The sequence below is a fragment of the Pseudarthrobacter sp. H2 genome, from assembly GCF_050157045.1.
Taxonomy (GTDB): domain Bacteria; phylum Actinomycetota; class Actinomycetes; order Actinomycetales; family Micrococcaceae; genus Arthrobacter.
The window spans coordinates 837,460-851,123 of sequence record NZ_CP189594.1 but is presented as its reverse complement, the minus strand read 5'-3'; the positions used below and the strand labels follow the sequence as shown (position 1 = coordinate 851,123).

The 13,664-nt window shown below is 68.4% G+C and carries 10 protein-coding genes; 4 read left to right on the top strand and 6 right to left on the bottom strand.

Going from position 1 to position 13,664, the window contains the following annotated elements:
* Positions 1-29 precede the first annotated feature (29 nt).
* Positions 30-407, bottom strand: a complete 378-nt coding sequence (locus tag ACQCSZ_RS03995; protein WP_427008247.1) for a hypothetical protein — start codon at positions 405-407, stop codon at positions 30-32.
* A 413-nt stretch (positions 408-820) separates the two neighbouring features.
* On the opposite strand from ACQCSZ_RS03995, the gene ACQCSZ_RS03990 reads away from it, so the two are divergent.
* Together ACQCSZ_RS03990 and ACQCSZ_RS03985 are read left to right on the top strand one after the other, a co-directional pair.
* Positions 821-1,069, top strand: a complete 249-nt coding sequence (locus ACQCSZ_RS03990) for a WhiB family transcriptional regulator (protein WP_207614664.1) — start codon at positions 821-823, stop codon at positions 1,067-1,069.
* A 197-nt stretch (positions 1,070-1,266) separates the two neighbouring features.
* Complete coding sequence (locus ACQCSZ_RS03985) at positions 1,267-2,943, top strand: DUF222 domain-containing protein (protein WP_427006795.1); 1,677 nt, start codon at positions 1,267-1,269, stop codon at positions 2,941-2,943.
* A 233-nt stretch (positions 2,944-3,176) separates the two neighbouring features.
* Here ACQCSZ_RS03985 and ACQCSZ_RS03980 read toward each other — a convergent pair whose 3' ends face one another.
* From ACQCSZ_RS03980 to ACQCSZ_RS03965, 4 genes are read right to left on the bottom strand one after another with little or no spacing between them, the layout of a single operon-like run.
* Entirely contained in the window at positions 3,177-4,646 is a 1,470-nt protein-coding gene (locus ACQCSZ_RS03980; RefSeq protein WP_427006794.1) for a sensor histidine kinase, read from the bottom strand.
* Positions 4,647-4,689: 43 nt separating this feature from the next.
* On the bottom strand, positions 4,690-9,555 hold the full coding sequence (locus ACQCSZ_RS03975) for an NAD-glutamate dehydrogenase (RefSeq protein WP_427006793.1): 4,866 nt from the start codon (positions 9,553-9,555) through the stop codon (positions 4,690-4,692).
* A 58-nt stretch (positions 9,556-9,613) separates the two neighbouring features.
* Complete coding sequence (locus ACQCSZ_RS03970) at positions 9,614-10,969, bottom strand: AAA family ATPase (protein WP_427006792.1); 1,356 nt, start codon at positions 10,967-10,969, stop codon at positions 9,614-9,616.
* Positions 10,966-11,610, bottom strand: a complete 645-nt coding sequence (locus tag ACQCSZ_RS03965) for a hypothetical protein (RefSeq protein WP_427006791.1) — start codon at positions 11,608-11,610, stop codon at positions 10,966-10,968. Before ACQCSZ_RS03965 ends, ACQCSZ_RS03970 begins: the two co-directional genes overlap by 4 nt.
* A gap of 155 nt (positions 11,611-11,765) precedes the next feature.
* On the opposite strand from ACQCSZ_RS03965, the gene ACQCSZ_RS03960 reads away from it, so the two are divergent.
* On the top strand, positions 11,766-11,981 hold the full coding sequence (locus ACQCSZ_RS03960; RefSeq protein WP_211877695.1) for a helix-turn-helix domain-containing protein: 216 nt from the start codon (positions 11,766-11,768) through the stop codon (positions 11,979-11,981).
* Between the two features lie 108 nt (positions 11,982-12,089).
* Here ACQCSZ_RS03960 and ACQCSZ_RS03955 read toward each other — a convergent pair whose 3' ends face one another.
* Positions 12,090-12,710 (bottom strand): hypothetical protein, encoded by a 621-nt coding sequence (locus ACQCSZ_RS03955; RefSeq protein ID WP_427006790.1) that lies wholly within the window; start codon positions 12,708-12,710, stop codon positions 12,090-12,092.
* A 119-nt stretch (positions 12,711-12,829) separates the two neighbouring features.
* On the opposite strand from ACQCSZ_RS03955, the gene ACQCSZ_RS03950 reads away from it, so the two are divergent.
* Entirely contained in the window at positions 12,830-13,657 is an 828-nt protein-coding gene (locus ACQCSZ_RS03950) for a LysM peptidoglycan-binding domain-containing protein (protein ID WP_427006789.1), read from the top strand.
* Positions 13,658-13,664: the final 7 nt, after the last annotated feature.

The window sequence follows — 13,664 nt, the reverse complement described above, 5'->3', positions numbered from 1 at the left end:
CTCTGCCCGGCGGGCCTTCGATGACTCCGCTACAGGGCCGGCGGCGCGCCGCCAGCCCTGGAAGCGAAGGCAATGACGCGTTTGTCGAACAGCAGCACTATCGCCGCGGCGGCCGGCAGGAGCATGGCCAGCCCCGCCAGGGGGTACCCGCCGGTCAGGGTCGGGAAGCCGATCGTGAGTGCGAAGAGTTGGGCCACGAGGGCGCCGGCCCTGGGCCAGCGGTAGCCCCGGAAGAGGAAGCGGGCCACGGCGATGAGCCAGGCGGCAAACGCCAGCAGCAGCCCCAAAGTGAAAACGGCGCCCCAGAACGAGAGCACCGGAGCCCCTGTCAGGAGCTGGATTCCGTACCAGAGAGCCGCGGCCAGCAGTGCTGCTGCTTCAAGGGAAACAATGATGGAAATGACCAGGACGCCGGCGGGCCGGGCGGCTCCCTCGGCGGGCGGACCGCCGCCGGGTACTCCCGCCGGCACGCCGGGGGGCACATCTGCCGCTTTGTCCCCGGGCACACCGGGGGCCCCGTCCGCGGAATCGCCGGCGGAATCATCGGCAGGATCGGAGGCGCTCACCGGGGGTCTTGACACACTGGCACCCTACCGGACATAGTCGACTAAATGTGCGGCCGCGGCCACTCAATGTGATGCATCGCTCACGATCCCACGGCATCTTGCAGTCAATTACCCCTTGTTTACGAGGCGTTAACATGACACGCTTAATCCAGATGACCGAGGGGGCCCGAAGGCCCCCTTTCTTATGAAGCCTTTAGTGAATAATTTCACAAAGGCATTTAACGCGTTCCCACGAAATGGAGTGACACATCAGCATGGATTGGCGTAACCGCGCAGCGTGCCTTGACAAGGACCCGGAGCTGTTTTTCCCCGTAGGCAACACCGGTCCCGCGCTCCTGCAGATCGAAGAAGCAAAAAGCGTCTGCCGGCGCTGCCCCGTCATTGACACGTGCCTCCAATGGGCCCTCGAATCCGGCCAGGACGCCGGCGTCTGGGGCGGCATGAGCGAGGACGAGCGCCGTGCGCTCAAGCGCCGCGCAGCACGGGCCCGCCGCGCCTCCTGATCCTCTCGGGGACAAGGCTCGAGCGGCCAACGCCCGTTCGGCTTCGGCAGTATGCAGCAATGGCCGCAGACCATCTGGTCCGCGGCCATTGCCCGTTAATAAGACAAACCCCCTCCTGGCGTCAGCCGGTGCCCGAGTCGCGCGGCATCACCGACCAGCTTCATCATATTGTCGGTGCCTCCTGATGTACTGAGTGTGTGGACAGCAGAACAGCGTGGAGTGCCGGAAGCAGGGAGGCCCTGGCGGCCGTCGCCGCGTCCGCTGCTGTGCTTGCCGCCTTCGCCGGCGCGGACCGCCCGGCTCCGCCCGGCGCAGACCCCCTCCGGAACGCCGACCCGCTGCGGGATCTGGCGGACGATTGCCTGGACGGACTCGCCACTGTGGCCCGGCTGGAAGCCCGGACCGCGGCGCTGAAGGTGAGGCTGGCCGCGGAATACGTGCAGGCGGCCAGGGCCCTGGCCTCCCCGGCGGCGTCCCCGCAGGAACGCACCGCCCAGGAGATGGCCGTGGTCGCCGAGGTCGCCTGCGTCCTGACCGTCAGCGAACGGACCGCCGGAGCCCTCCTGTCCGAATGCCGGGCACTGACCACGGCGCTGCCGCCGACCCTGACGGCCCTTCAGGCCGGGACGATCTCCTGGCAGCACGCCCGGATCATCGTCGAGGAAACCACCAGCCTGGATCCCGCCGGAACGGCCGCGCTGGAATCCCACTTCCTGGACCCCGACGCCTCGAACCCCGCCCGCGGGTGCCAGGCCGGGGAACTCGTCCCGTCCCGGTTCCGGGCCAAGGCACGCACCTGGCGGGAACGCCACCACCCGGTCAGCATCGAAAAACGCCACACCAAAAGCGCCGAGGACCGCCGGGTCGACTACACCCCGGACCGGGACGGCATGGCCTGGCTCTCCGCCTACCTCCCGGCCGACACCGCCACAGGGATCCGGGAACGGACCACCGCCGCCGCCCGCGCCCTCCAAGGCCCCCACGAGGCCCGGACCCTCACCCAACTCCGCGCCGACATCACCGCCACCTGGCTCCTCACCAGCCACACCACCGGCACCGGCACCACCGGCGGAACGGCCGACGGCGGCACCGGCGCCGGCGGGTGCACGGCCGAGGGTGTCCCGTCCCCGAGGGCGCAGGTCCTGATCACCGTCCCGGTCCTGTCCCTCCTGGGCGCCACCGACGAACCAGCCACCCTGGACGGGTACGGGCCGATCCCGCCGTCCATGGCCCGCCGCCTGATCACCGACGGCGCCGACTCCTTTTACCGCGTCCTGACAGACCCCCGCGACGGCGCCCCGCTGGAAATCGGACGGAGCAGCTACCGCCTCACGAAAGCCCAGCGTCAATGGCTGCGCCTCCGCGACGGCAGATGCCCCTTCCCCGGCTGCAACAACCACTCCCTGGACAACGACGCAGACCACCTCCTGGCCTGGGCCGACGGAGGCACCACCGGCATCTCCAACCTCGGCCAACCCTGCCCCAGACACCACCGCCTCAAACACAACTCCGCCTGGAAACCAACCGGAGCCAGCAAGGACAACCCACCAGGGTGGACCTCCCCGTCAAGACGGCACTACCCCAGCGAACGCCAGGACTGGGAACCACCCCACTGGCCACACCACATCCTGACCACAGACACAGGCCCGGACCAAGGCCCGCCCGCAGACCCAGGACATTATCCGGACCCGCCGCCAACCGGGCACCCCTGCCAGGACCCCGGCCAGGATCCCGGACCGGAACTGCCCCCCGACCCCTTCCCCGAATGGCACTCCTTCACCGACTGGCACCAATTCCCCACCGCAGACACGGACGATCCGGGCCGGCCAGCGCCCCTCCACGACCCCTTCCCGGAATGCTGCCTGTTCCAATGAGACCGACCGGCCAGTTGGGGGCCGTTTCAGCGCGGTTATCCAACCAAGTTGGTGGCATGCTTCCTGCCGTTTGAGCGCTGGGCCGCGGAGGACAGGATCAACCGGGCCGCGAAAGCATCCGGTCATTGGGCTGGAATTTAGCTGTCCATACAAAAGGGTCGGCCCACTCGAAAGACTTGTTAATTCATGGTGTTAATTCATGGCCGTCTAACCACCGGCCGGAGAACGCCCGTTCAGCGGGTGGCCAGGCTCAGGACAATCTGGACTGCGGTTCCGTTGCCCTCCCGGGCCTTCCACGCAATGGTCCCGCCCAGCTCGCTGGTCACCAGCGTGCGGACAATCTGCAGCCCCAGCCCCTCCGTGTAGGGCGTTTCGGGGAGGCCCACGCCGTCGTCCTCCACCGTCACCGTGAGCAGCTCCTCGCCGGTTTCGCTTTCAGAGCGGTCGGCAATCAGCCAGACCGTGCCGGTCCGCCCTTCCAGCCCATGCTCGACGGCGTTGGTCACCAGTTCGTTGATGACCAGGGCCAGCGGGGTCGCGAAGTCGCTCGGCAGTTCGCCGAACAGCCCCGAGCGCTGCGTCTTGACCTGCTGCGAGGGCGAGGCAACTTCGGCTGAGAGCCGGAACTGCCGCCCGATCAGCTCGTCGAAGTCGACGCTCTGCGCCAGCCCCTGGGACAGCGTCTCGTGCACCAGCGCGATGGTCGCCACGCGCCGCATGGCCTGCTCGAGCCCCTGCTTCGCCTCGTCGCTGACCATGCGGCGTGACTGCATGCGCAGCAGGGCCGCGACGGTCTGCAGGTTGTTCTTGACGCGGTGGTGGATCTCGCGGATCGTGGCGTCCTTCGTGACAAGTTCCATTTCCCGGCGCCGCAGCTCGGAGACGTCGCGGCAGAGGACAAGCGCCCCGAACCGCTGCTGCTCGTCGCGCAAGGGAATCGCCCGCAGGGACAGACTGACCCCGCGGGATTCGATCTCGCTCCGCCACGGCATCCGGCCGGTGACCACGAGGGGCAGCGTTTCGTCCACCATGCGCCGGTCCTTCAGGAGCCCGGCGGTCACTTCGGCCAGGGACCTGCCCTCGAGGGACTCGCCGTCGCCGAGGCGGCGGAAGGCAGAAACGCCGTTGGGGCTCGCATACTGGACGATCCCCTCGGCGTCGAGCCTGATCAGGCCGTCACCCACGCGCGGCGCGCCGCGGCGCGACCCCGTGGGCGAGGCGAAGTCGGGCCACAGCCCGAGCGTGCCCATGCGCAGCAGATCATAGGCACACTGCCGGTAGGTGAGCTCGAGCCGTGACGGCATCCGCGAGCTGGAGAGATCCATGTGGGAGGTCACGATTGCGAGCGTCCGGCCGTTGCGGACCATCGGCACGGCCTCCACCCGCAGGGCCATGTCGCTGCTCCAGTTGGTCTCGTTGGAGCGCTCGATCATGCGGCTCCCCCATGCCTTCTCGACCAGCGGCAACAGGTCCGACCTGATCCCCTCCCCCACGAAGTCGGCGTGGAACACCGTATGCGTGGTGGAGGGGCGGACGTGGGCCAGCGCCACGTAACCGAGCTCAGGGTGCGGAAACCACAGCGCCAGGTCGGCGAAGGCAAGGTCGGCGACCATCTGCCAGTCGCCGACCAGCAGGTGCAGCCACTCGGCATCCCCCGGCCCGAAATCAGCATGCTCCCTGATAGGGTCCGTAAAGATAGCCACAGCACCTCCATTTGCGACGCACGGCGGGCAGCGGGATGCCACCCTAGCGTCGGACGATTGACCTCAAGAGCCTCAATGCTACCGACAGCGAGGCCATGTCATCCGCTTCGAGGGCGTTGACCTCGTCGAACATGCTCTGGGCCCGGCCCAGCTGCTCGATGTTCTGGCCCTCCCACGCCAGCAGCCGTTCTTCGGCAGGCGACCCCGCGGGGGTCGACTCCAGCACCGCCGTCGTCATGTCCAGGACAGTGGAGTACAGGTCATCGCGGAGGGCCGCACGGGCCAGGGCCTGCCAGCGGTCCTTCCTCGGCAGCTTCGTGATGCGTTCGAGCAGGGAATCGGCATGGAAGCGGTTGAACACCGTGTAGTAGACATGGGCGATGTCTTCCACGGGCTCGGGGCTGACGCGGACGATCTTGGCGATATCCAGCAGCACGAAACTCTCGAACAGCTCCGCCCACCGGTGTGCCAGGTCTTCCGGCAGTTCCCAGCCCCGCGCCTTCTCGAGCCATGCGGCCACCCTGGCATGGTCGTCGCCACGCAGATAGTCCAGCAGCCGGGCCCGCATGGGGTCCATCAGCGGCTTGAACTCCGCCACGATCTCGGCGATCGGACGGGCGGTGTTGCCCTGGCTGAGCAGCCAGCGGACTGCCCGGTCCAGGAGCCGGCGGATGTCCAGGTGGACGGTGCTCCAGTGTTCGGTCGGGAACGACGCCGGCAGCTCGTTCAGTTCCGCGACCATGATGTCCAGCTCGTAGACCTCGCGGAGCGCCACGAAGGCCTTGGCGACGGCGGCCTCGGTGGCCGAGGTCTCCTCCATGGCCCGGAATGCGAAGGTGATGCCGCCCAGGTTGATCATGTCGTTGGCCACGACGGTCGCGATGATTTCCCGGCGCAGCGGGTGGGTGTCCAGCTCGGCGTCGAACCGTTCCCGCAGCTGCTTCGGGAAATAGTCCCGGAGCGTCGCGCGGAACCATGGGTCCTCGGCAAGGTCGCTGTCCCGCAGCGCGGTGGCAAGTTCGATCTTGGCGTAGGCCGCCAGCACCGACAGCTCGGGTGACGTCAGGCCCTGGCCCTGGTCCAGGCGCTCACGCAGCGTCTCGGTGCTGGGCAGCGCCTCGAGATCCCGCTTCAGGTCGGCTGACTTTTCCAGCCAGTCCATGAGCCGCTCATAGCTGGGGCTCCACTCGGATACGCGCATCCGGTCGTTGAGCAGCAGGATGTTCTGGTCGATGTTGTCCTCCAGCACCAGCCGGCCGACTTCGTCGGTCATCGATGCCAGGAAGTCCGCACGCTCGGCCGGGCCCAGTTTGCCCGCCGCCACCATCCGGTCGACGAAGATCTTGATGTTGACCTCATGGTCGGAGCAGTCCACGCCGGCCGAGTTGTCGATCGCATCGGTGTTGAGGATGACGCCCTGCAGCGCAGCCTCGATGCGCCCGCGCTGCGTCATGCCGAGGTTTCCGCCTTCACCGACGACCTTGACCCGGAGCTGGCGCCCGTCGACGCGGATGGAGTCATTGGCCTTGTCGCCGACCTCGGCATTGGATTCGGTGCCGGCCTTCACATAGGTGCCGATGCCGCCGTTGTAGAGCAGGTCGGCCGGGGCCAGCAGAATCGCGCGCAGCAGTTCGGGCGGGCTGAGCTGGGTGGTGCCGTCCGGCAGTCCCAGGGCAGCCCTGACCTGCTCCGAGACGGGGATGGTCTTCGCCTGGCGCGCGTACACGCCGCCGCCCGCGCTGATCAGTGACTTGTCGTAGTCATCCCAGGATGACCGGGGCAGCTCGAAGAGCCGCCGGCGCTCCGCGAAGGACACGGCCTCGTCCGGGGCCGGGTCGAGGAAGATGTGCCGGTGGTCGAACGCGGCCAGCAGGCGGATGTGCCTGGAGAGCAGCATGCCGTTGCCGAAGACGTCGCCGGACATGTCGCCGACCCCCACCACCGTGAACGGTTCCGACTGCGTGTCCAGGTCCAGCTCGCTGAAGTGCCGCTTGACCGATTCCCAGGCGCCGCGTGCGGTGATGCCCATGGCCTTGTGGTCATAGCCCACCGACCCGCCGGAGGCGAAGGCGTCGCCGAGCCAGAAGCCGTATTCCGCGGCCAGCCCGTTGGCGATGTCGGAGAAGGACGCCGTTCCCTTGTCGGCCGCGACGACGAGGTAGGAATCGTCGCCGTCGTGCCGGACGACGCCGGCCGGCGGCACGACCGTCTCGCCCTCCGCCGTCGTGACGAGGTTGTCGGTGATGTCCAGGAGCCCGCGGATGAAGGTCTTGTAGCAATCGACGCCCTCGGCCATCCACGCGGCCCGGTCCGCTGCCGGGTCCGGGAGCTGCTTCGCGAAGAAGCCGCCCTTGGCCCCAGTGGGAACGATCACGGCGTTCTTGACGGTCTGCGCCTTGACCAGGCCGAGGATCTCGGTGCGGAAATCCTCGCGCCGGTCCGACCAGCGCAGCCCGCCGCGGGCCACCTTGCCGAAGCGCAGGTGAACGCCCTCGACCCGGGGCGCGTAGACCCAGATCTCGAACATGGGCCGCGGGAACGGCAGCCCCTCGATGAGGGCGGGATTGAGCTTGAAGCTGACGTGCGTCTTGTTCTGGAAGTAGTTGGTCCGCAGCGTCGCCTGGATGAGGTTCCTGAAGGTGCGCAGCACCCGGTCGGCGTCGAGGGTTGCGACCTGTTCGATGGCGGCGTCCAGTCCGGCCCGGGCCTCGTCCTGCTTGAGCGCGCGCTCGGCGTCGTCCAGCGCGGGATCGAAGCGGGCCGCGAACAGGGCCGTCAGCCCGCGCGTCACATCGGGGTTCGCCAGCAGGGTGTCCGACATGAACCCGAAGGAGTTGGTGTTGCCCATCTGGCGCATGTACTTGGCGTAGGCGCGCAGCACGATCACCTGGCGCCAGTGCATCCCCTCACGCAGCACCAGCCGGTCGAAGCTGTCCGACTCCACGACACCGGACACGGCTGCCCCGAAGGAATCCCCGAGCAGCTGCCCGGTGCCCAGGGGGTCCACCCCGGCCGGGTATTTCAGGCCGAGATCGTAGAGGAAGAAGTCACGGTCGTCCGAGGTTTCGATCTCGAAGGGACGCTCGTCGAGGACCTCGAGGCCGAGGTTGTGGAAATAGGGCAGGATCTGGCTCAGGCTCTTGGGCTCCAGCATGTAGAGCTTGACGCGCGCGTCCTCCTCGAGCGTTGCGCCGGCACCTTCCGGAAGGTACACGTGGACGCCGGGCTTCTCCTTGACGGTTTCCCCGGCCCGTTCGGCCGCCGCGCCGTATTTCTCGAAGCGCGCAATGTCCTCCAGGGCGTCTTCCACTTCGTAGCCGACGCGGTAGCTTTCCGGGAAGGCTTCGGCCCAGATGGTTGCGAGTTCCTTGGCATCCTCGGCACCGCCGTTCTCGGCCCGCGCGCGCAGGACCTCGGCGATGCCCTCGCTCCAGGAGCGTGCGGCCCGGACCAGCCGCTTCTCCAGTTCGTCGCTGTTGACGTTGCTGACGTCCGCGTCCTTGGGCAGCCGGATCCGGAAGAACAGCCGGGCGAGCGCGGATTCGGTCATCCGGGCCTCGTAGTCGATGGACACGGCGTTGAAGGTTTCCCGCAGTTCCTGCTCGATGCGCAGGCGAACATTCGTGGTGTAGCGGTCGCGGGGCAGATAGACGACGGCCGACATGAATCTGCCGTAAATATCGGGCCGGAGGAACAGGCGGGTCCGGCGGCGTTCCTGCAGCCGCTGGATGCCGGTGGTGGTGGCCTCGAGGTCGGGAATCTCGATCTGGAACAGCTCGTCGCGGGGGTAGGTCTCGAGGATGCCCAGCAGATCCTTGCCCGAGTGCGAATCCGGCGGGAAGCCGGCGTCGTTCAGCACTGTGGCGACCTTTTCGCGGACCACGGGGATATCGCGGACGGAGCCGGCGTAGGCGCTCGTGGCGAACAGGCCGATGAAGCGGCGCTCACCGTTGACGTTGCCGGCGGCGTCGAAGCTCTTGACCCCGACATAGTCCAGGTACGCCGGCCGGTGCACCGTGGAGCGGGAGTTGGCCTTCGTGATCACGAGCGCACGCTTCTCGCGGGCCTTTTTCCGGCCTGCCGAGGTGAGGTGCTGAAATTGGTGCGGCGTGCCGGTGCCGCCGCGGAGCAGGCCGAGGCCGCTGTCATCCCGGGGTTCCAGCACGTCCTCGCCGGCCACGTTGACGAGGTCGTATTCGCGGTAGCCGAGGAAGGTGAAGTTTCCATCGTCCAGCCAGCGCAGCAGGTCCTGGGCCTGGCGCAGTTCGGCGATCTGCGCCGGATTGGATACCTTGTCCAGGTCCGCGGCGATCTCGAGCGCCTTGGTGCGCATCCTGGGCCAGTCCTCGACGGCGGCGCGGACGTTGCTGAGCACATGCCGGATACCGTCAAGCAGCCTGGCGCGCTTGCCCTCGTCGACGCGGTCGATTTCGACGGCGATCCAGGACTCCATGTGGGAGGCGTTGTCGCCCTGGGCGATCAGGTGGGAGAGGTTGGGCATCGCCGCGGTGTCTCCGCTGGAGATGCCCAGATGGGAGGGCACGCGCGAGACCTTGACCAGTCCGCCGCCCTCACGGTTGCGCGCCACCACGAACAGCGGGTGCAGCACCAGGTGGATGGGCGCCTGCTGCCGGACCAGTTCCGCGTTGACCGAGTCCACCAGGAAGGGCATGTCATCGGTGACCACGTAAACGACGCTGCAGTCGCCCTCATCGATGATGGAAATATTGGCAATTCCCGGGAGCCGTTTGGCGGCGACCCGGAGGTGGGCCTGCGCCCTTGCGGCCAGGGCTTCCTGGGCATAGCCCCGGGAATCCTCTTCCGGGAGGTGCTCGTAATAATCCTGGAGGTAACCCTCACCGGCACTGATCAAAACGGGGTGATCCTCCACGCTGGACCCAGACGACATCGACAAACGCCTCCATAAAAGCAGTAGATGGCCGCCTCATTGCGACCTTAAATCGACCCTAACCCTTTGCCCGGCGCTTTGCTCTGGAAGTAAAGACAGAGGATTCACGATTTCGCTGTGCGGGTGCACAAACCAGTTTTGCGATGGCTTTCCGGAGGGCCGATTCCGGGGCCGACTCCAGCAGCAGGGAGCCGGAGAGCAAGGCCGCGTCGCTCGCCGCGGGGTCTGCCGGAAGGAAGGCGGAAAGCGCCGGCCCCGGGCCGTACCGTTCCCACGCATCCCGCAGTTGTCGCTCCGGGGACCGTCCCACCGCGGAGGCCCGGACCTTGTTCAGCACGACTGTCGGGGACGCCTGCGGGACCGCGGTTTCCAGCTCGGCCAGCCCCCGGACGAGCCTGGGCACGCCGAGGGAATCGGCCGATCCCACGGCGAAAACGGTATCCGCCATTTCCAGGCTCCTCAGCGTTGCGGCGTTCCGGCGCGGCGCCACCGTGTCAAAGCTCAGCTCTTCATCGGCCTCCAGGCAGAAACCGGTGTCCACCACCGTCACGTCCGCGATCTCCCGCGCCCGCTCCAGCACGAGCGAGAGTGCGGCGGCCCGGAGTTCGGTCCACCGGTCCGCCCGGGTGATGCCGGTCAGCACCCGGAAGGTCCCCGACCTCGTGGCCACGGGCGCGGCGATCCTGAGCAGTGCGTCGCCGTCGAGCAGTCCCTGGTCCGCCAGCCGGCAGGCCTGGGCCAACCCCGCCGCCTCATCCAGCAGCCCCAGCATGGCTGCCACACTGGCGCCGTAGCTGTCGGCGTCGACCAGCAGCACCGATTTGCCCTCCGCGGCCAGCTCCCCGGCGATGTTCGCCGCCACCAGGGTCCTGCCCGGCGAACCAGCAGGGCCCCAGACAGCGATGATCTGCCCCTTCCCGGCGCGGGCAGGCGTGCCGCCCGTGCCGCCGTCGGCACCGTCCGCCGCAGGCCGGGTTCCCTCCCCGGGCACCGGGAAGGCGGTGTCCCTGAAGGCGCTGTCCGGGCTGGCACTGTCCGCTGCCGGCCACGGCCGCGGCCCGGCTCCGCTCAGCTGGGCCACGGCCCCCGAGATGCGGGCGGCAAGTGCCGCGGCAGGGACCCCCGGCAACTCGGTGGCGACGCCTATCCCGCGGAGCCGGGCCATCTCCCTGGGGTCCTCCGTCAGGGCCACGACAACTACTCCGACGGCGGAGAGCCGGTCAACCAGTGACGCCGTCAGTTCCTCGCTGCCCGCCGCGACGACGGCGGCGCGGGCCAGCCCGCTTTGGCAGGCTGCGAGCAGCTCCGCGAGTTCGCTGCATCTGCGGACCACGGACACCGGTCCGTGGAGGCGTTCAAGTCCACCGACCAGGTCCTCGCGGGTGTGGCCGACGGTCACCACCGGGATGCTCATCGCGACACACCTCCCGGATTCCAGACGACGGAGATCTTGGCCTTGTTCGCCTGTGCCCCCAGCAGGTTCGGCATCTGGCTGTCCGGAACGAGCACCATGACAACGGTGGACCGGGAGGAGCCCAGGGCGGTGCTGCCCGGGGTGAGCTGCGCGATCTCCGCCCCCGGCAGCAGCAGCGCCGGCTGGCCGAAGCCGTTCCGCGTATCCGGGAGGGCGACCCAGACGTCCACCCGCGAACCCGGCACGGCCTGGGCCGGCAGGCTTTCGTCAATGGTGACCGCCACGGGTTTGCGGCCGAGCCCGTCGGCCTGTCCCAGGCTCTCTCGCGGGAGCAACTGGTCCTTGCCGATCCGCTGGACAGCGACAAGCCCCTCGCCCAGTCCGGTCTCCGGCGTCAGATAGTGCTCCTCGACGTCGTCGAGGCGGACCTTGACCCGGTGCAGCTTGTCCGTGGTCAGCCTCTCGCCGACGGCGATCGGTTCCCTCGCGGCGTAGGCCTCGGTGGTCTGGTCCGCTGCGCCCACGAGCGAGATGACGCCGGCCACCGAGGCGAGAACGAGCAGAATCCCGACGAGGAGACGGGGGTCTTTCCACGATGGCTTCCTCAGCCGGGCCCCGTCCGCCACCGCGTTCACGCTCATGCGCCCTGCTCCCCCTGTAGTCGCCGCCCGGGCCGTCGGTGCCGGGCTCCCTCATTGTTGCCGCCACGCGGCCCGAACGGAAGATGTCTGCGGGTCATCCCCCGCAAATTGTGGATAACCCCTCCGGAGGACGCCAACGGTGGCAAAATGGTGTCATGCCCCGATTCCTGACCCTCGCAGACGTTGCCGAGCAGCTCCAGATCAACTCTCCCGCTGCTTACGCGCTGGTACGCAGCGGGGAGCTCAAGGCGATCCAGGTGGGCGGACGCGGCCAGTGGCGCGTTGAGGAGACCATGCTGGAGCAGTACATCCAGGAGCGCTACGCCGAGGCGAGCCGGATGATCGAAGAGGCCAAGTCCAAGTCCGGCTGAGCGGCAGGGGCACCGCACCCACGCGGCCCGGGCCCCGGATTTCCTCGTGGTCCCGGCCGCGCGGCCCTGAACCCCGACGAACCAGCGACGGATTACCGACAATGACCATTAGCTGTCTGCGCCGCGGGAGGACCTGAGGCCGGCCAGGGCCGCGAACGGTATGGTGGCCGTCTGGCGGACATTGGCCGCACGGCGGTCCTCGCCCGCGTGGGTCAGGGCCAGATCCAGGAAATCCTGCCCGACCCGGTCGATCACGCCGTGGAGCACCGACTCGGCCGGACCCCGGGCAACCAGCACGGTCAGGCTGGCCCGGTCCCTGGACAATGCGCGCAACGAACTGGCCAGGCCGAGGCGCTGACGGACCGCGGCATGCTCCGTCACGGCGAGCCGGGAGAGCCCGGAATACCGCACCGCCGATGCCTGGGGAATGAGCACCTGGTGCCGTGGCTCGTCGAGCACCATCGACTGGCTTCCGACGTGGCTCAGGACCCCCTCGAACAGGGTCCCGGACGCGAGGTGGATGCCGATCCTCAGTCCCAATGAACCGCGGAGCCGGTCCGCCAGTTCCACTGCAGCCGCGTCCGCCCGCGTCCTCTCCGCCACTTCCGCGTCAAAGTCCAGCCGCTCGCCGGCGGCCAGCTGTGCCTCCATGTCCTCAAACAGGGCGTCCCAACGCATGCCGCCAGCGTAGGCCCGGGTGCCGGGGCGGTCAATCCCGCTGCTTTCCATCCCCGTCCAGTTCCTCCCTAGAAAAAACCTATTCGATGCGGTCAAATTAGCTCAAACAGCATCAAACAACATCAAACGGCATCACGTGCCGTTCGAGATCCGATGGTGGAGGCAGCCTCATGGTCACAACGGAACCCCTGGAAACCGGGCCGAGGGGCCTCCTGCGGGCGGACGCGGCGATGGCCGCCGTGATCCTGCTGCTGGGCTTCTTCCTGGCAGCCACCGGAAACAGCCTCGTGCAGCGCTGGCGGTCCTCTTCGGCGCGGCAGCAGTCCCTGTCCTTTGAAGACCAGCTCGGAATCGTTTCCACCCTGTCGGGCCTCATCGTCATCACCTGGTGGGTGATGACGTTGATGATCGCCTTCGCGGCGGCCCTGCTGGAGCGCGGCGGAAAGACCCGGGCCGCCGCAACTGCCGGCCGGTTCAGCCCCGGCTTCATGCGCCGCCTGGCCCTGGCCGCCGTCGGGCTCCAGCTCATCACCGCACAGCTGGCCACCGCGGCAGCACCGCCGAGCCTGCCCGGCACCGGCTCGTCCCCGGGGACCGCGGTTTCCGCGGCATGGACCCCGACGCCGGTCGAATGGTTCGCGGAACACGCCGAACCGGCACCGGCCGTCCCGGCACCGGCGGTCCCCGGACCGCCACCCATTGCCGGCGGTCCGGTGGCGGATCCGCAATGGAAGCCGCTGCGCCCCGTCGTCGAGCCCGGTCCGCTCGCGTCCCGCCAGCTTCGGCCCCAGGAGCCCGCGGCGGCCCACGGGGAAGTCGCCGTCCGGGCCGGGGATTCGCTGTGGAGCCTTTCGGCCGCGGCGCTGGGAGCGTACGCGTCCGACGTCGACATCGCCGCCGAATGGCCGCGGCTGTACCAGGCCAACCGGGCCGTCATCGGCGAGAACCCCGATGTCCTGTTTCCGGGACAGGTCCTGCGGCTCCCGCCCAGCACCTGACCGCGTC

What these genes read in the sequence shown, in the direction of transcription:
- ACQCSZ_RS03990 (WP_207614664.1), top strand. Translation starts at nt 821, where the DNA reads ATGGATTGGCGTAACCGCGCAGCGTGCCTTGACAAGGACCCGGAGCTG.
- ACQCSZ_RS03975 (WP_427006793.1), bottom strand. Translation starts at nt 9,555, where the DNA reads ATGTCGTCTGGGTCCAGCGTGGAGGATCACCCCGTTTTGATCAGTGCC.
- ACQCSZ_RS03970 (WP_427006792.1), bottom strand. Translation starts at nt 10,969, where the DNA reads ATGAGCATCCCGGTGGTGACCGTCGGCCACACCCGCGAGGACCTGGTC.
- ACQCSZ_RS03965 (WP_427006791.1), bottom strand. Translation starts at nt 11,610, where the DNA reads ATGAGCGTGAACGCGGTGGCGGACGGGGCCCGGCTGAGGAAGCCATCG.
- ACQCSZ_RS03960 (WP_211877695.1), top strand. Translation starts at nt 11,766, where the DNA reads ATGCCCCGATTCCTGACCCTCGCAGACGTTGCCGAGCAGCTCCAGATC.
- ACQCSZ_RS03955 (WP_427006790.1), bottom strand. Translation starts at nt 12,710, where the DNA reads ATGGAAAGCAGCGGGATTGACCGCCCCGGCACCCGGGCCTACGCTGGC.
- ACQCSZ_RS03950 (WP_427006789.1), top strand. Translation starts at nt 12,830, where the DNA reads ATGGTCACAACGGAACCCCTGGAAACCGGGCCGAGGGGCCTCCTGCGG.